The sequence below is a fragment of the Pseudomonas sp. BNK-44-b genome (assembly GCF_047456245.1).
Taxonomy (GTDB): Bacteria; Pseudomonadota; Gammaproteobacteria; order Pseudomonadales; family Pseudomonadaceae; genus Aquipseudomonas; species Aquipseudomonas machongensis.
Genome location: NZ_CP179908.1, coordinates 1057607 through 1073478, shown reverse-complemented (window position 1 = coordinate 1073478; position 15872 = coordinate 1057607). Strand labels below are relative to the sequence as shown.

The following is a 15872-nucleotide window of genomic DNA, read 5'->3' as shown; positions in this document are numbered from 1 at the left end:
ATGTCAGGCCTTTCTGGCGTCAACCCGCAGGAACCTGCATGAAACTCGACAAACCCACCGCCATCGCCCGGCGCAACCAAGCGCTGAACCGGCCGGTGCTCGACCGCGACAACACCCTGTTCGCCATCCTCGACAAGAAACGCAACCTGTGGTGGTTCGAGGTACCGGTGGCATTGCTGCGCAAAGGCCAGCCCGACTGGGTCAACCTGCTGCTGCACACCCCGGAAACCGACGAACTGCAGCACTTGAAAGTGCCGGTCAACTTCCTGCGCGCGCATCAGGAACAGATGGAAGTCCGCCACCCCGGCAAGCGTCGCTCGACCATCAGCCTGGCGCTGAGCGCCGACCGCGACTCGCTGCTGCGCGACACCCGCCCAGGCGGTGAGCAACTGGACTTCAGCACCTTCGTGCAGGCCTGATCAGGCCCGCTCGATACGATCGTCATGGATGACGATCAGCCCTTGCTTGAACAGCCCGCCGATGGCCTTCTTGAAATTGCCCTTGCTGACGTTGAACAGCTTGGCGATCACTTCCGGGGCGCTCTTGTCGCACACCGGCAGCACGCCTCCGGCTTCGTCCAGGCGCTTGAGGATCTGCTCCTGCAGGCTGTCGGCCAAGGCCGCGCCCACCGGCTGCAGACTCAGGGCGATCTTGCCGTCGTGGCGCACTTCCTTGATGAAGCCCTTCTCGTGCATGCCCGAGCGCAGGAACTTGAACACCTCGTTCTTGTGGATCAGGCCCCAGTGGCGGTTGTTGATGATCGCCTTGAAGCCCATCGGCGTCTCGCCCGCCACCAGCAGCTCGACCGGCTGGCCCGCCTTGTAGTCGACCGGCGTACGGTCGAGGTAGCGGTCCAGGCGCGCGGTGGCGGTGATGCGCCGGGTGCGCTTGTCGAGGTAGGCGTGCACCACGCAGTAATCGCCGATCTTCAACTGCTGCGCCTCTTCCGAATAGGGCATCAGCAAGTCCTTGGACAGGCCCCAGTCGAGGAAGATGCCGGCACCGTTGATGTCCTTGACCTTGAGACTGGCGAACTCACCGACCTGCACCTTGGGTTTCTCGGTGGTGGCGATCAGTTGGTCTTCGCTGTCGAGGTAGATGAACACGTTCAGCCAGTCGTCGAGCTCAAGCTCGGCGTCCTTGGGGAAGTAGCGCCTGGGCAGGAGGATCTCGCCGTCGGCGCCGCCGTCCAGGTAAAGACCGAACTCCACGTGTTTCACGATTTGCAAACTGTTGTAACGCCCAAGCAGAGCCATTTCCGATGTTCCTCAAGACAAGGCGGCTATTCTACACCTGAAGCTGCCCGGCTGCCCGATCCGTGGGAACCGCCGAGCGCGGCGCGCATCTATTGCCTGGCAAGCAACCTGCAAGGATTCGCTCATGCCTGTCCGTCTGCCCAGAGCCCTGCTGCTCATTCTCGCGTTTGCCCTCACGCTCGCGGCCTGCAGCCGTATCGACCTCGCCTATCGCAACCTCGACCGGCTGGTGCCCTGGTCGCTGGGCGACTACCTGGACATGAATCGCCAGCAGAAGGCCCTGCTCGACGAACGGCTCAAGGGCCACCTGGCCTGGCACTGCAAGACACAACTGCCGGGCTACCTCGACTGGCTCGACAAGGTGCGCCTGATGGTCGCCAACCAGGCCGTGACCGACCAGGCCCTGCAGCAGCGCACCGCCGAGGCGCGCCAGGCCATCGGCCGGGTCGCTGAAGAGATCACCCCCTCCGCCGCCGAACTGCTGCGCGGCATGAGCGACGCGCAGGTCGGTGAAATGCGCAAGGCATTCAGCGACGACATTGCCGAGCGGCAGAAGGAATACGTCGACACCCCGCTACCCAAACAGATCCAGGCCCGTGCCACGCGCATGGAGAAACGCCTGACGCCGTGGCTGGGCGAGCTCAATGCCCGCCAGCGCCTGCGGGTGATGACCTGGTCCCAGGCCCTCGGCGATCAGAACAGCGAATGGATCGCCAATCGCCAGGCCTGGCAGCAACAGTTGGTGCTGGCCATGGAACAACGCCACTCGCCAGCGTTCGAGCCGCGCCTGGCGCAGTTGCTGCAGCGCAAGGAGAGCCTGTGGTCACCGGCCTACCGCATGGCCTTCGAGAACACCGAGCTGCAGGCCCGCAGCCTGCTGGTCGACCTGATGCAGCAGAGCAGCCCGGCGCAGCGGCAGTTCCTGCTGGACCGGCTGGCCAAGGTACGTCGTGACTTCAGTGAGCTGAAGTGCCTCAAGGGGTGAGGATCGGGGTGGCCTTTTCGCGGGCAAGCCCGCTCCCACGCAAGCCCCCACTGCCCTTGAGTTCAGTGGGGGCTTGCGTGGGAGCGGGCTTGCCCGCGAAAAGGCCACCATCGACTCAACTGACACCCCTCACCTGCCCCTGCGCCGATAGGGAAACACATCGATCACCTTCCCTTCCCGTATCGCCCCCTGCAATCCCTGCCAGTAATCCGCGTCATACAGCTCTCCATGCAGCCGGCTGAACAACCGCCGCTGGCCGATATCGGCGAACAGGAACGGCGGAAACTCCTCGGGAAACACATCGTGCGGCCCGATCGAATACCACGGCTCGCCAGACATCTCATCCTCCGGGTAGCGCGGCGGCGGGATATGGCGAAAATTCACCTCGGTGAGATAGCTGATCTCGTCGTAGTCATAGAACACCACCCGCCCATGCCGGGTAACGCCGAAGTTCTTCAGCAGCATGTCGCCGGGAAAGATGTTCGCCGCCGCCAGTTGCTTGATCGCCAGCCCGTAGTCCTCCAAGGCTTCGAGCACCTGGGCCTCGCTGGCCTGCTCCAGGTACAGGTTCAACGGCGTCATGCGCCGTTCGGTCCAGCAGTGGCGGATCAGCACGCTGCCACCCTCCACGACCACCGTCGAGGGCGCGACCTCCAGCAGCTCGGCCAGGCAATCGGCTTCGAACTTGGCCACCGGGAAGCGAAAATCTGCGAACTCCTGGGTATCGGCCATGCGCCCCACGCGGTCGACACTTTTCACCAGGCGGTATTTTTCGATCACCGTGGCTCGGTCGACGGTCTTGGAGGGTGAAAAGCGGTCCTTGATGATCTTGAACACGGTATTGAAGCCCGGCAGGGTGAACACGCTCATCACCATGCCGCGCACGCCGGGTGCCATGACGAAACGGTCGTCGGTACTGGCCAGATGATTGATCAACGCGCGGTAGAACTCCGACTTGCCATGCTTGTAGAAGCCGATCGAGGTATACAACTCGGCAACGTGCTTGCCCGGCAGGATGCGCTTGAGAAAGTTGACGAACTCCGCCGGCACCGGCACATCGACCATGAAGTACGAGCGGGTGAACGAGAAGATGATCGACACCTCGGCCTCATCGGTGATCAGCGCATCGGCCTCGATGCCATGGCCCTCGCGATGCAGTAGCGGGATCACCAGCGGCCACTGCTCGTCACGGGTGTACAGACGCCCGACCAGATAGGCGCCCTTGTTGCGGTACAGCACCGAGGAAAACAGCTCCACGGCCAGCGCCGGGTCCTTGCATACCCAGTCGGGCAGGCATTCACGCAGTCGCTCCTCAAGCCGCGCCAGGTCGGCGTCGAGGTCGCCATAGGGCACCTCGAAAGCCTGGTCGGCAAGGATCCCCCGCAACAGACCACCCAGGCCGTCGCGCAACTGATAGGTGCGGGTCTGTGCCGCGCGCTCGTGGCCGCGCATGGCCGGGCGGGTGGTGTGGATGAACATGCAGCCGTCGCTGATCAGGTCGTGGCTGAACAGGCTGCAGAACAGCGAGTTGTACCAGGTCTCGGCCAGCTCATCGTCCAGGCGCGGGTCGATCAGGCGGATGTAGGCGCTCTTGACCAGCGGCCAGTGCTCCACGTCCAGCAGCAGCGAGGCGTCGAAACCTTCGCGCAGCCAGCCGTTGACCTCGGCGACCTTCTCCTCGTACAGGTTGATCCGCGCAGCAGCGGCCTGCTGGATCGCCTGCCATTGCGCCTGTTCGAAGCGTTCGCGGGCGCCCAGGGTGATGCGGCGAAAGTGTTCTCGGTAGTTGTCGAAGCCATCGAGGATCATCCGGGCGATGGCTGCGGCGGGCCAGGGCTGGGGCATGGTGAGAGGCTCGGTGGGTGGCGGAATGAAAAGAGCTTAGTCGGGTGTCGGTCTTTTCGCGGGCCACCACAATTGCCAAAGCAAGAAAGCACAAGAAACGCCCCGACACCTGACGTACACTCGCGCCCCTGCCCAGAACCCGGAGATACACGTGAGCCCCATCGCCCTCGCCCGCCTGCTGACCCTTGCTGCCGTCTGGGGTGCGAGCTTCCTGTTCATGCGCATCATCGCCCCTGAACTGGGTACGGTACCGACCGCCTTCTTTCGCGTCTCCATCGCCTGCCTCGGCCTGATCGGCATCCTCGCCGCAGCCAGGGTGCGCTGGGACTTCCAGGGCAAGCTCGGCGCCTGCCTGGTGCTGGGCATGATCAACTCGGGCATTCCGGCGACCTTCTATTCGGTCGCCGCGCAGGTACTGCCAGCGGGGTATTCGGCAATCTTCAACGCCACCACACCTCTGATGGGCGTGCTGATCGGCGCGTTGTTCTTCCGCGAAAGCATGACCCTGCCCAAACTGTGCGGGATCTTCCTTGGCCTGTTCGGCGTCGGCATCCTCAGCGGTGCAGGCCCGGTGGCGCTGGACATGGCCCTGGTGCAAGGCGCCCTGGCGTGCCTTGCGGCGACCACCTGCTATGGCTTCGCCGGCTTTCTCGCCCGCCGCTGGATCGGCGGCCTGGACAGCCGCCTGTCGGCCCTGGGCAGCATGCTGGGAGCGACCTTGCTGCTCAGCCCGCTGTTTGCCTGGAGCGCACTGACCCAACCACCCGCCAGCTGGGGTGGTTGGTCGGTGTGGCTGTCGTTGCTGGGCCTGGGTCTGGTGTGCACGGCCTTCGCCTACATCCTGTACTTCCGCCTGCTCAACGAGATCGGACCCGTCAAGGCCAGTACCGTGACCTTCCTGATTCCGGTGTTCGGGGTGCTGTGGGGGGCGTGGTTGCTGGATGAGCCGCTGTCGATGGCGCACCTGTATGGCGGGGTCCTGATAGCCGCAGCACTGTGGTTGGTGCTGCGGCCGGCGCGTACCTGAAACCATACCGCCGCAGGCGGTATTCAGGCCTCGGCCATCTTCACCCCAGGCTTGCGGAACACGAACAGCAACCCCACCACGATCAACCCCATCCCCAGCAGGCTCAGCGGCGCCAGGCGGTTACCGAAGATGAGGAAATCCATCACCGCGGTCACCGCTGGCACCAGGTAGAACAGACTGGTGACATTGACCAGGTTGCCTCGGGCGATCAACCGGTAGAGCAGCAGCGTCGCCAGCAACGACACCACCAACCCCATCCACAGCAGGGCGCCGACGAAGCTCGCGCTCCATTCGACATGCAGCGGCTGGAACGGCGCAAACACCGCACACAGGGCAAACCCTGCCAGGTATTGCAGCGGCAAGGTTCCCATCGGGTTGTCGGTGATGCGCTTCTGCAGGATCGAGCCGAACGTCATGCTGGTCAGCGCCAGCAAGGCAAACAGCATTCCGGCGAGGGAAACCCCACCCAGGTTGATGCCCTGGTAGACCACCATCACCAACCCGCCAAGCCCCAGACCCAGGCCGAACAAACGGCTCCATGAACGCTGGCGCTCCATCAGCACCACGGTGAGGATCGGTTGCACCCCCATGACCGTGGCCATGACACCAGGGGTGACGTGGGTGTTGAGCGCCAGCAGGTAAAAGATCTGGTATGCGCCGAGCAGCACGCAACCGGTCCCCAGGGCGCGCAGGATACCGCCGCGACTGCGCGGCCAGCGCAATCTCAGCAAGGGGCCGATCAGCAACAGCCCTGCCAGGGCCAATGCCGAACGCAGCAGCAGGAAGGCGAAGGGGCTGGCCTGGGCCAGGCCGAGCTTGGAGACGATCGCCCCGCTGCTCCACAGCAGGACGAACAGGCTGGTGGTGGCCGCCGAGGCCACGGATGCTTTCGAAAGGACAGACATGTATTGCCACCTGAATATTGGGCAAGAGCCAAACGGTGGGCGCGCTTCAGCGAGGAAAGAGGCCGACCGTGTTCAGTAGGTTGCGAGTGCGCTTGGGCCGGCGAGAACGCCGATCAGCCCAGCACGACCACGCAGCGGGGCGCAGATACGCCGCCGACGACGCCACTGACAGGTGGTGGGTAGTGACTGATCATGGCCGGCTGCTGGCTGCCACGCACGACAACGCCCGCGACAGGCGCGAGAACGAAGGCGGTGGTGGAAGGGCTGGCTGGCATGACAGGTCTTCGGGGAAGTTGAATGTTTCGGAATATATCCGTGAATGCGGAGCTGGGCAACACCCTAGGGTGATCGGACGTCCCTCTTCGCGGCAAGCCCGCGAAAAGGGACGCAGCGAATCAGAACAACCAGCGATACAGCAGATAGGCCACCACCACCGCCAGCACCGGCCGCAGGATGCGGTAGGCCTTGGGGTTGGAGCGCTTGAACTGCTTCACATGGGTGCTGATGCGGTTGCTGAAGCGCTTGCTCCAGGCGTAGGCCTGGTTGATCCCACCCACCCGCTCGTCGTCGGTGTTCTGCGGCGCGGTGGCGCGGCCAAGGAACGCGCTGACCTTGCGGTTGATGCGGGTCATCAGCGGGCTGTTGAGCGGACGCTCGACGTCGCAGAACAGGATCACCCGCGTCACGTCGGTTTCGTTCTTCACCCAGTGCACATAGGTTTCATCGAACATCACATCTTCGCCGTCACGCCAGGCATAGACCTGGCCGTCGACGTAGATGCGGCAGTCGTCGGAGTTGGGCGTGGACAAGCCCAGGTGATAGCGCAGGGAGCCGGCAAATGGATCGCGGTGCGGGTTCAGGTGGCTACCGCCAGGCAACAGGGCGAACATTGCACCCTTGACGTTGGGGATGCTGCTGACCAGCTCGACGGTACGCGGGCACAGTGCCTCGGCCGACGGCAGTGGCTTGTCGTACCATTTCAGGTAGAACCGCTTCCAGCCCTTCTTGAAGAACGAACCGAAGCCGGCGTCGTTGTCTTTTTCGGCTGCGCGGATATACCCCTCGTCGAACAGGCGCATGGCCTCTTCGCGGATCTCCTGCCAGTTATCCTTGAGCACATCCAGCTCGGGGAAGCGCTGACGGTCCAGGTAAGGTTTGGAAGGCACACCGGAGAACAGGTACATCAGGCTGTTGTAGGGAGCGAACAGCGCCGAATGGTTGACGAACTGGCGCAGTACCGGCAGGCGTGCCTTGCCGCGCAGGTGCACGAACAGCACACTGCCGAAGAACACCAGCAGGACACCCGCCTTGGCGACGAAGGAAAAGGTCATGCAACACTCCTTGAGGGGAAATCAGGCCATCCCCAGATAGCCGGACATGATAAACCCATCGAAGGCCGCTGCAAGTCACAAGCGGCAAGCGCGAGGATGAAGATCGAGGTCGCTTGACCCGGATCAGCACTCCTCGGCTTGCTGACTGCGCTGTGGACCTGACGTTACTGCTGGTTTTCCTGCTCGCTGAACATGTCGCTGAACAACATGCTCGACAGGTAACGCTCGCCCGAATCCGGCAGGATCACCACGATGGTCTTGCCCTGCATCTCCGGCTTTTCTGCCAGGCGCACTGCCGCCGCCATTGCCGCGCCGCAGGAAATGCCGCACAGGATCCCCTCCTCCTGCATCAGGCGGATGGCCATGGCCTTGGACTCTTCATCGGTGACTTGCTCGACCTGGTCGACGAGCGACAGGTCAAGGTTCTTCGGCACGAAGCCTGCGCCGATGCCCTGGATCTTGTGCGGGCTGGGCTTGAGTTCCTCGCCGGCCAGGGTCTGGCTGATCAGCGGCGAGGCCACCGGCTCCACGGCCACCGACAGCACCGGCTTGCCCTGGGTGTGCTTGATGTAGCGCGACACGCCGGTAATGGTGCCGCCGGTGCCGACACCTGCGACCAGCACGTCAACGGCGCCGTCGGTGTCGTTCCAGATTTCAGGCCCGGTGGTCTTCTCGTGAATTGCGGGGTTGGCGGGGTTTTCGAACTGACCTGGCTGGAAGTACAACGCAGGATCGGATGCGACGATCTCGTTGGCTTTCTCGATCGCCCCTTTCATGCCCTTGGCAGGGTCGGTCAGCACCAGCTCGGCGCCCAGCGCCTTGAGCACCTTGCGCCGCTCCAGGCTCATGGAGGCCGGCATGGTCAGCATCAGCTTGTAGCCGCGCGCCGCAGCGACGAAGGCAAGGCCGATGCCGGTGTTGCCCGAGGTGGGCTCGACAATGGTCATGCCCGGCTTGAGCTTGCCGCTGCCTTCGGCGTCCCAGACCATGTTCGCGCCGATCCGGCACTTCACCGAATACCCTGGGTTGCGCCCTTCGATCTTGGCCAGGATGGTCACCCCGCGCGGGGCGATGCGGTTGATCTGCACCAGCGGCGTGTTGCCGATGGAGTGGGCGTTGTCGGCGTAGATACGGCTCATGGCAGGGGTCCTTGAATCGTTGGAAACAGGCGGGAAAGCCTCAAGGGTAAGCCTGCCCCGGCAGCCCGTAAAGCCCGTTCGAACCAAGCCCGGCGCCTGGCGGTCAACCGCACAACCTGCCCTGGAGAGCTTGCGATGAAAGCCCGTTATCGCTGGCCGCTGATCGGCCTGGCCGGCCTGATCGTGCTGCTGGTGGCCCTGCACCTGGCCCTGCCCTACCTGGTACGCGACTACCTCAACGACAAGCTCGCCGACATGGGCGACTACCGCGGCGAGGTCGCCGACGTCGACCTCGCCTGGTGGCGCGGCGCCTACCAGATCAACGGGCTGAAGATCGTCAAGACCACCGGCAAAGTGCCCGTGCCGCTGCTCGATGCGCCGCTGATCGACCTGTCAGTCAGTTGGCATTCGCTGTGGTACGACCAGGCCGTGGTCGCCGAGGTGGCCTTCGTGCGGCCCGAGCTCAACTTCGTCGATGGCGGCAGCAAACAGAACTCGCAGACCGGCCAGGGCACCGACTGGCGCCAGCAACTGGAGAAACTGCTGCCGATTACGCTCAACGAAGTGCGCATCGAAAACGGCACCCTGACCTTTCGCAACTTCAACTCCAAGCCGCCGGTGGACCTCAAGGCCACACAGCTCCAGGCCAGCATCCGCAACCTGACCAACGTGCGCGACGAAAAAGGCCGACGCGACGCCAGCTTCGAGGCCGACGCGCTGATTGCCGGCGATGCCAAGGTCGAAAGCCGCGCCACCTTCGACCCGTTCAGCGACTTCGATGACTTCGAGTTCCGTCTGCGCGCCACCGGCATCGAACTGCGCCGGCTCAACGACTTCGCCAGTGCCTATGGCAAGTTCGACTTCAATGCCGGGCATGGTGACGTGGTGATCGAGGCCCAGGCCGAGAACGGTAGGCTCAATGGCTATATCAAGCCGTTGCTGCGCGATGTCGATGTGTTCGACTGGCAGCAGGATGTCGAAGACAAGGACAAAGGCTTCTTCCGCTCGATCTGGGAGGCGGTGGTCGGTGCCAGTGAAACGGTGCTGAAGAACCAGCCGAAGAATCAGTTCGCCACCCGCGTCGAACTCAGCGGCAGTGTGCATCAACAGAACATCAGCGCATTCGAGGCGTTCCTGCAGATATTGCGCAATGGTTTCGTCCAGGCATTCAACGCCCGCTACGAGCAGCCGCCGCCCAAGACTGACTGAAACGCGGGTGACGGGCCATTCAGCGACTGAATACCCGGTCTGCGTTTGCAGCGGCCTGGGGCCGCGTTATAGTCGGGGCACATCATAGACATGAGTTCTCGGTGTCGGCCTTTTCGCGGGCAAGCCCGCTCCCACAAGGTACCCTCCCCCTGTGGGAGCGGGCTTGTCCCGCGATGAGGCCGCCATCGACACCCCGCAGAGGATCGGCTCCATGAAATTCGAAGGCACCCGCAATTACGTCGCCACCGACGACCTGAAGCTGGCGGTCAACGCGGCCATCACCCTCGAACGCCCACTGCTGGTCAAGGGCGAGCCAGGCACCGGCAAGACCATGCTGGCCGAGCAATTGGCCGAATCTTTCGGTGCACGCCTGATCACCTGGCACATCAAGTCCACCACCAAGGCCCACCAGGGCCTCTACGAGTACGATGCGGTGAGCCGCCTGCGCGACTCGCAACTGGGCGTGGACAAGGTCCACGACGTGCGCAACTACCTGAAGAAAGGCAAGCTGTGGGAAGCCTTCGAGGCCGATGAGCGCGTCATCCTGCTGATCGACGAGATCGACAAGGCCGACATCGAGTTCCCCAACGACCTGCTGCAGGAACTCGACAAGATGGAGTTCTACGTCTACGAAATCGACGAGACCATCAAGGCGAAACAGCGCCCGATCATCATCATCACCTCCAACAACGAAAAAGAGCTGCCCGACGCCTTCCTGCGCCGCTGCTTCTTCCACTACATCGCCTTCCCCGACCGCGAGACCCTGCAGCGCATCGTCGATGTGCACTACCCGAACATCAAGCAGTCGCTGGTCAGCGAGGCGCTGGACGTATTCTTCGACGTGCGCAAGGTGCCGGGCCTGAAGAAGAAGCCCTCCACTTCCGAGCTGGTCGATTGGCTCAAGCTGCTGATGGCCGACAACATCGGTGAGGCGGTGCTGCGCGAGCGTGATCCGACCAAGGCCATCCCGCCGCTGGCCGGTGCCCTGGTCAAGAACGAACAGGACGTACAACTGCTGGAGCGCCTGGCCTTCATGAGCCGTCGCGGCAACCGCTGAGGGGCTGGCCATGCTGCTCAACCTGTTCAATGAAATGCGCGCGGCCAAGGTGCCGGTGTCGGTGCGCGAACTGCTCGACCTGCTCAACGCCCTGCAACAGCGCGTGGTATTCGCCGACATGGACGAGTTCTACTATCTGGCGCGGGCAATCCTGGTCAAGGACGAGCGCCATTTCGACAAGTTCGACCGCGCCTTCTCGGCCTATTTCAAGGGCCTGGAAAACCTCGACCGCCACCTGGAAGCGCTGATCCCCGAAGAATGGCTGCGCAAGGAGTTCGAACGCTCGCTCAGCGATGAAGAGCGCGCACAGATCCAGTCGCTCGGCGGGCTCGACAAGCTGATCGAGGAATTCAAGAAGCGTCTCGAGGAACAGAAGGAGCGCCACGCCGGCGGCAACAAGTGGATCGGCACCGGCGGCACCAGCCCGTTCGGCTCCGGCGGTTTCAACCCCGAAGGCATTCGCGTCGGCGAGGCCGGCAAACGCCAGGGCAAGGCGGTCAAGGTGTGGGACCAGCGCGAGTACAAGAACCTCGACGACCAGGTCGAGCTGGGCACGCGCAACATCAAGCTGGCCCTGCGCCGCCTGCGCAAGTTCGCCCGCGAAGGCGCCGCCGAGGAGCTAGATATCGACGGCACCATCGACCACACCGCCCGCGATGCCGGGCTGTTGAACATCCAGATGCGTCCGGAACGGCGCAACACGGTCAAGCTGCTGTTGCTGTTCGATATCGGCGGATCGATGGATGCCCATGTGAAAGTGTGCGAAGAGCTGTTCTCGGCCTGCAAGACCGAGTTCAAGCATCTGGAGTACTACTACTTCCACAACTTCGTCTACGAATCGGTGTGGAAGAACAACCTGCGCCGCACCTCCGAGCGGTTTTCCACCTTCGATCTGCTGCACAAGTACGGCGATGACTACAAAGTGGTGTTCGTCGGCGATGCGGCGATGGCGCCGTACGAGATCACCCAGCCGGGCGGCAGCGTCGAGCACTGGAACGAAGAGGCCGGGTACGTGTGGATGCAGCGCTTCATGGAGAAATTCAGGAAGATCGTCTGGATCAACCCCTACCCCAAGCAGACCTGGAACTACACCGCGTCCACCCAATTGGTGCGCGAGCTGGTCGAGGACCGGATGTTCCCGCTGACCTTGCAGGGGTTGGAGGAAGCGATGAGGTATCTGTCCAAGTAGCCTGTACCGACCCTATCGCGGGGCAAGCCCGCAGGCCCCCTACCGCTCCTGAGAACAGTGGGGAATCTGTGGGAGCGGGCTTGCCCCGCGATAGGGCCCGATAGCTCACGCCCAGCGCTGCAGATACCCCTGCTGCTCCCGCCACGCCGTTTCCTGCACCACCGCCCTGAACCGCACCACCGCCCCTGGCATGCACTGCGCCAGCTGTGCCAGCGCCAGTGGCGTCAAGGCGCCCAGCCGCGGATAGCCGCCGATGGTCTGGCGATCATTGAGCAGCACGATCGGCTGACCATCCGGCGGCACCTGCACCGCCCCCAAGGGAATCCCCTCGGAAATCATCGGCGCCCCCTGGTAGACCAGTTGCGGCCCCAGCAGGCGGCTGCCCATGCGATCGGTACGGCTGTCCAGCGTCCAGTCGCTGTTGAAGGCCTCGAACAGGCTGGTGCCGCTGAAGTCGCCGATCTGTGCGCCCATCACCAGGTCCAGTACCGGCTTGGCCGGATATTCCGGGCGCAGGGCTTCGGGCACTTCACGCAAGGCCGGTGCGCCTTCGGCAAAGCGCAGAGCCTGCCCCTTGGCCAGCGCCTCGCCGCGCCCCTCGATGCCCCCCAGCGCTTCACGCGCCACCGTCGAACAACTGCCCAGCACGGCTTCGCCGGCAAAACCGCCAGGGGCGGCCAGGTAGGCACGCACACCCTGGCGTGGTTGCCGCAGCGTCAGGCGTTGGCCCTTGTGCAGGGCGAAGCTGCGCCAGGGCGCCAGCGGCTGGTCGTCGACCCTGGCGTCCAGGTCGGCGCCGGCCAGGGCCAGCACACAGTCCTGCTCGGCGAGCAGGCTCAAACCACCCAGCGCCACCTCCACCACGGGCGCGTCCAGGGCGTTGCCCAGCAGCCAGTTGGCCCAGTTCATCGCCACCCAGTCCAGCGCCCCGCCCTGGGCCACGCCCAGATGCCGCACACCCAGGCGCCCGGCGTCCTGTAGCTGGCACAGCGCGGTGCTGGCTTCGATCCTCAACTGCGTCATGCCAGCGCCTCCAAAGGACGGTCATCGCCGCCCAATGCCATGAATTCGGTGTGCGACACCGCCACGAAACGTACCCGGTCACCCGGCTGAAGCAAGCTGTAGCCATCACGTTCGCGGTCGAACAGACGCACTGGCGTACGCCCGATCAGGTTCCAGCCACCCGGCGACACCGCAGGATAGGCCGCCGTCTGCCGCTCGGCGATGCCCACGCTACCGGCCGCAACGCGCTTGCGCGGCGTGCTCAGGCGTGGCGTGGCCAGGCGTTCGTCCACCAGCCCCATGAACCCGAACCCCGGTGCAAAACCCAGGGCGAACACCGGGTAGTCACGCGCGCAGTGCAGGCCAATCACCTCGTCTTCGCTCAGGCCGCTGCGCGCAGCCAGCAGCGCCAGCTCCGGGCCGACACTGGCGTGGTACCACACCGGAATCTCGTGACGCCGACCACTGTGGCCTGCATCCGGCTGCAAACCTTCCAGCGCCTGGCCAATTCGCGCGCGCGCCTCCCCTGGCGCCAGGTTCGACTGCAGCATCAGGGTGGTGTAGGACGGTACCAGGTCGACCAGGTGCTCACCGAACGCTGCACGCAGGCGCTGGTTGGCAGCGAGGATCCACGGCATGTTGGCCTCGTCGATGGTGTCGAACAGCCGCACCATCAGGCTGTCGATCGCCACCACTTCGATACGTGGCTTCATCGCGACATCCTCATGCCTGCAACGCATCGAGGGCCTGGCGGATCTGCCGCACCGCAGCCACCGAGCTTTCGTTGTCGCCATGCACACACAAGGTGGCGGCATCGAGGCGCAGCGCGCTGCCGTCGTTGGCCACCAGGGCCTCGCCACGCGCCAGGCGCACGGCCTGTTCGACCACCAGGGCCGGGTCATGGTGCACGGCGCCGGGCAGGCGGCGCGACACCAGGTGGCCGCTGGCGGTGTAGGCGCGGTCAGCGAACGCTTCGAACCACAGCGGCACCCCGATCTCGTCGCCCAGGGCCTGTGCAGCACTGTCGTCGGCGGTGGCCATCAGCATCAGCGGCAGGCCGGCGTCGTAGGCGGCCACGGCTTCGAGCACCGCACGCAACTTCTGCGGGTCGGCCATCATGTCGTTGTACAGCGCGCCATGCGGCTTGACGTAGGCCACACGACCACCGAGCACCTTGCAGATGCCCTCCAGGGCGCCGATCTGGTAGTGCAGCAGGTCGCGAATCTCGTCGTCGCTGCAGGCCATCGAACGGCGGCCGAAGCCGACCAGGTCCGGGTAGGCCGGGTGCGCGCCGATGGTCACGCCATGCTGCAGCGCCAAGGCCACGGTGCGGCGCATGGTGCCAGGGTCGCCGGCATGGTAGCCGCAGGCGATGTTGGCGCAGTCCACGAAGGGCATGACCTCGGCATCCAGGCCCATGCGCCAGTTGCCGAAACTCTCGCCCATGTCGCAATTGAGAAGCAGGCGGTTCACCTGTCGAACTCCTGTTGTGCTGTTCATAGGTCTACCTTAACGCGCCTTCAGTTCTTTGCCGCGGGTTTCTGGCAGGCTCAGGGCGGCGACGATCACGATGCCATAGGACACCGCAGCGAATGCGCCGATGCCCAGGCCCAATGGGATCTTCTCGCCGAGCAGGCCGATCAGCAGCGGGAACATCGCCGCCAGCACCTTGCCGACGTTGTAGCAGAAGCCCTGCCCCGAGCCGCGGATGCGCGTGGGGAACAGTTCGGTGAGGAAAGCCCCCATGCCGCTGAAGATGCCAGACGCGAAGAAGCCCAGCGGGAAGCCCAGCCACAGCATCACGCCGTCACTGACCGGCACCTGCGTGTACAGCAGGACGATGACGAACGAACCCACCGCGAACAGGATGAAATTCTTGCGACGCCCCAGCAGGTCGCTGAGGTAGGCGCTGATCACATAGCCGATGTAGGAGCCGACGATGACCATGGCTAGGTAGCCGCCGGTGCCCAGCACGCTCAGGCCGCGCTCGTTCTTGAGGAAGGTTGGCAGCCACGAGGTGATGGCGTAGTAGCCACCCAGGGCGCCGGTGGTCAGCAACGAAGCGCGGATCGTGGTCCAGAGCATGCCGGAGGCGAAGATTTCGTAGAAGTGCGAAGGCGCTTCGGGCTTTTCTGCACGCTTGGCTTCGCGGTAGACCTCCGGGTCCTTGACCATGCGGCGTACGAAGATCACGAAAATCGCCGGCAACAGCCCGAGCAGGAACAGTGCGCGCCAGGCCTGTTCGGCCGGCAGCCAGGAGAACAACAAGGCGTAGAGGATCGCGGTCAGGCCCCAGCCGATGGCCCAGCCCGATTGCACCATGCCCACGGCCTTGCCGCGGTCCTGGGCACGGATCACCTCGCCGATCAGCACCGCACCGGCGGTCCACTCGCCACCGAAGCCAAAGCCCATCAGGGTGCGGGCGATCAGCAGCTGTTCGTAGCTCTGGGCGAAGCCGCAGAGGAAGGTGAAGAAGGCGAACCACAGCACGGTCAGTTGCAGGGTACGTACGCGGCCGATGCGGTCGGAGAGGATACCGGCGACCCAGCCGCCGATGGCCGAGGCGATCAGGGTGCTGGTGTGGATCAGGCCGGCCTCGGCGGTGCTGATGCCCCAGATCATGATCAGGGTGGGGATGACGAAGCTGAGCATCTGCGTGTCCATGCCGTCCAGGCCATAGCCGATCTTGCAGCTCCAGAAGGTACGTCGTTGCTGGGAGTCGATGTCACGGTACCAGGCAAAGGGCCCGCCCGAAGATCGGGTGGGTGCCTGCTGCTGTACGCCGGTAGGGTTCATGGATGCCTCGGCTTGTTGGTATTGTTTGAGGAACGACTGCGTGTTCGCGGCCTGGACGCTATTGTTCAAAGCCCGCGCAACCTGCGTCCAACGAGAAAAACCGTCGGTCTGGAACAAGAAAACCTGATCGC

The 15872-nt window shown here is 64.1% G+C and carries 16 protein-coding genes; 6 read left to right on the top strand and 10 right to left on the bottom strand.

Annotated features, from left to right (window positions below):
• Nucleotides 1–38 precede the first annotated feature (38 nt).
• A complete protein-coding gene (locus ACMGGG_RS05185) occupies nucleotides 39–419 on the top strand; it encodes a hypothetical protein (RefSeq protein ID WP_054893320.1) in 381 nt (126 codons plus the stop codon).
• On the opposite strand, the gene ACMGGG_RS05180 is transcribed toward ACMGGG_RS05185, so the two are convergent.
• A complete protein-coding gene (locus ACMGGG_RS05180) occupies nucleotides 420–1256 on the bottom strand; it encodes a S1 RNA-binding domain-containing protein (protein WP_063543690.1) in 837 nt (278 codons plus the stop codon).
• A gap of 124 nt (nucleotides 1257–1380) precedes the next feature.
• Here ACMGGG_RS05180 and ACMGGG_RS05175 point away from each other — a divergent pair, with 124 nt between their 5' ends.
• Nucleotides 1381–2241 carry a DUF6279 family lipoprotein gene (locus tag ACMGGG_RS05175; protein ID WP_197889939.1) on the top strand — a complete coding sequence of 287 codons (861 nt, stop codon included), beginning with the start codon at nucleotides 1381–1383 and terminating at the stop codon, nucleotides 2239–2241.
• A gap of 129 nt (nucleotides 2242–2370) precedes the next feature.
• Here the strand turns inward: ACMGGG_RS05175 and aceK are convergent, their stop codons facing one another.
• Complete coding sequence (gene aceK / locus ACMGGG_RS05170; RefSeq protein ID WP_065861444.1) at nucleotides 2371–4086, bottom strand: bifunctional isocitrate dehydrogenase kinase/phosphatase; 1716 nt, start codon at nucleotides 4084–4086, stop codon at nucleotides 2371–2373.
• Between the two features lie 151 nt (nucleotides 4087–4237).
• On the opposite strand from aceK, the gene ACMGGG_RS05165 reads away from it, so the two are divergent.
• Nucleotides 4238–5113 (top strand): DMT family transporter, encoded by an 876-nt coding sequence (locus ACMGGG_RS05165; protein WP_323454584.1) that lies wholly within the window; start codon nucleotides 4238–4240, stop codon nucleotides 5111–5113.
• Nucleotides 5114–5136: 23 nt separating this feature from the next.
• Here the strand turns inward: ACMGGG_RS05165 and ACMGGG_RS05160 are convergent, their stop codons facing one another.
• From ACMGGG_RS05160 to cysK, 4 genes are all read right to left on the bottom strand, one after another.
• A complete protein-coding gene (locus tag ACMGGG_RS05160) occupies nucleotides 5137–6018 on the bottom strand; it encodes a DMT family transporter (protein WP_054895016.1) in 882 nt (293 codons plus the stop codon).
• Between the two features lie 113 nt (nucleotides 6019–6131).
• Entirely contained in the window at nucleotides 6132–6293 is a 162-nt protein-coding gene (locus ACMGGG_RS05155) for a hypothetical protein (RefSeq protein WP_176717845.1), read from the bottom strand.
• Between the two features lie 120 nt (nucleotides 6294–6413).
• A complete protein-coding gene (locus ACMGGG_RS05150) occupies nucleotides 6414–7349 on the bottom strand; it encodes an aspartyl/asparaginyl beta-hydroxylase domain-containing protein (protein WP_063543682.1) in 936 nt (311 codons plus the stop codon).
• A 164-nt stretch (nucleotides 7350–7513) separates the two neighbouring features.
• Nucleotides 7514–8488 (bottom strand): cysteine synthase A, encoded by a 975-nt coding sequence (gene cysK, locus ACMGGG_RS05145; RefSeq protein WP_054895018.1) that lies wholly within the window; start codon nucleotides 8486–8488, stop codon nucleotides 7514–7516.
• Between the two features lie 135 nt (nucleotides 8489–8623).
• Here cysK and ACMGGG_RS05140 point away from each other — a divergent pair, with 135 nt between their 5' ends.
• The 3 genes from ACMGGG_RS05140 to ACMGGG_RS05130 all read left to right on the top strand — a co-directional run bounded on the left by ACMGGG_RS05140 (nucleotide 8624) and on the right by ACMGGG_RS05130 (nucleotide 11943).
• Complete coding sequence (locus ACMGGG_RS05140) at nucleotides 8624–9697, top strand: DUF748 domain-containing protein (protein ID WP_323454582.1); 1074 nt, start codon at nucleotides 8624–8626, stop codon at nucleotides 9695–9697.
• A gap of 211 nt (nucleotides 9698–9908) precedes the next feature.
• Entirely contained in the window at nucleotides 9909–10754 is an 846-nt protein-coding gene (locus ACMGGG_RS05135; protein WP_054895020.1) for an AAA family ATPase, read from the top strand.
• Between the two features lie 10 nt (nucleotides 10755–10764).
• On the top strand, nucleotides 10765–11943 hold the full coding sequence (locus ACMGGG_RS05130) for a vWA domain-containing protein (RefSeq protein ID WP_054895021.1): 1179 nt from the start codon (nucleotides 10765–10767) through the stop codon (nucleotides 11941–11943).
• Between the two features lie 105 nt (nucleotides 11944–12048).
• Here ACMGGG_RS05130 and ACMGGG_RS05125 read toward each other — a convergent pair whose 3' ends face one another.
• Genes ACMGGG_RS05125 through ACMGGG_RS05110 form a run of 4 tightly spaced genes read right to left on the bottom strand, consistent with a single transcriptional unit; the run spans nucleotide 12049 to nucleotide 15741 of the window.
• Nucleotides 12049–12966 carry a biotin-dependent carboxyltransferase family protein gene (locus ACMGGG_RS05125; protein WP_414154990.1) on the bottom strand — a complete coding sequence of 306 codons (918 nt, stop codon included), beginning with the start codon at nucleotides 12964–12966 and terminating at the stop codon, nucleotides 12049–12051.
• Nucleotides 12963–13658: a 5-oxoprolinase subunit PxpB gene (gene pxpB, locus ACMGGG_RS05120; RefSeq protein WP_063543674.1), complete on the bottom strand. Its 696-nt coding sequence runs from the start codon at nucleotides 13656–13658 to the stop codon at nucleotides 12963–12965. Before pxpB ends, ACMGGG_RS05125 begins: the two co-directional genes overlap by 4 nt.
• Nucleotides 13659–13668: 10 nt before the next feature.
• The gene (locus ACMGGG_RS05115; RefSeq protein ID WP_063543672.1) at nucleotides 13669–14445 is read right to left on the bottom strand and encodes a 5-oxoprolinase subunit PxpA; all 777 of its coding nucleotides are present in this window, start codon (nucleotides 14443–14445) and stop codon (nucleotides 13669–13671) included.
• A 9-nt stretch (nucleotides 14446–14454) separates the two neighbouring features.
• Complete coding sequence (locus ACMGGG_RS05110) at nucleotides 14455–15741, bottom strand: MFS transporter (protein ID WP_063546681.1); 1287 nt, start codon at nucleotides 15739–15741, stop codon at nucleotides 14455–14457.
• Between the last annotated feature and the right edge of the window lie 131 nt (nucleotides 15742–15872).

Excerpts from the sequence above, each read along its gene's own strand:
- ACMGGG_RS05130 (WP_054895021.1), top strand. The coding sequence starts at position 10,765 with ATGCTGCTCAACCTGTTCAATGAAATGCGCGCGGCCAAGGTGCCGGTG.
- ACMGGG_RS05125 (WP_414154990.1), bottom strand. The coding sequence starts at position 12,966 with ATGACGCAGTTGAGGATCGAAGCCAGCACCGCGCTGTGCCAGCTACAG.
- ACMGGG_RS05175 (WP_197889939.1), top strand. The coding sequence starts at position 1,381 with ATGCCTGTCCGTCTGCCCAGAGCCCTGCTGCTCATTCTCGCGTTTGCC.
- ACMGGG_RS05115 (WP_063543672.1), bottom strand. The coding sequence starts at position 14,445 with ATGAACAGCACAACAGGAGTTCGACAGGTGAACCGCCTGCTTCTCAAT.
- ACMGGG_RS05160 (WP_054895016.1), bottom strand. The coding sequence starts at position 6,018 with ATGTCTGTCCTTTCGAAAGCATCCGTGGCCTCGGCGGCCACCACCAGC.
- ACMGGG_RS05185 (WP_054893320.1), top strand. The coding sequence starts at position 39 with ATGAAACTCGACAAACCCACCGCCATCGCCCGGCGCAACCAAGCGCTG.
- ACMGGG_RS05155 (WP_176717845.1), bottom strand. The coding sequence starts at position 6,293 with ATGCCAGCCAGCCCTTCCACCACCGCCTTCGTTCTCGCGCCTGTCGCG.
- aceK (WP_065861444.1), bottom strand. The coding sequence starts at position 4,086 with ATGCCCCAGCCCTGGCCCGCCGCAGCCATCGCCCGGATGATCCTCGAT.
- cysK (WP_054895018.1), bottom strand. The coding sequence starts at position 8,488 with ATGAGCCGTATCTACGCCGACAACGCCCACTCCATCGGCAACACGCCG.
- ACMGGG_RS05135 (WP_054895020.1), top strand. The coding sequence starts at position 9,909 with ATGAAATTCGAAGGCACCCGCAATTACGTCGCCACCGACGACCTGAAG.
- ACMGGG_RS05180 (WP_063543690.1), bottom strand. The coding sequence starts at position 1,256 with ATGGCTCTGCTTGGGCGTTACAACAGTTTGCAAATCGTGAAACACGTG.
- ACMGGG_RS05110 (WP_063546681.1), bottom strand. The coding sequence starts at position 15,741 with ATGAACCCTACCGGCGTACAGCAGCAGGCACCCACCCGATCTTCGGGC.
- pxpB (WP_063543674.1), bottom strand. The coding sequence starts at position 13,658 with ATGAAGCCACGTATCGAAGTGGTGGCGATCGACAGCCTGATGGTGCGG.
- ACMGGG_RS05150 (WP_063543682.1), bottom strand. The coding sequence starts at position 7,349 with ATGACCTTTTCCTTCGTCGCCAAGGCGGGTGTCCTGCTGGTGTTCTTC.
- ACMGGG_RS05140 (WP_323454582.1), top strand. The coding sequence starts at position 8,624 with ATGAAAGCCCGTTATCGCTGGCCGCTGATCGGCCTGGCCGGCCTGATC.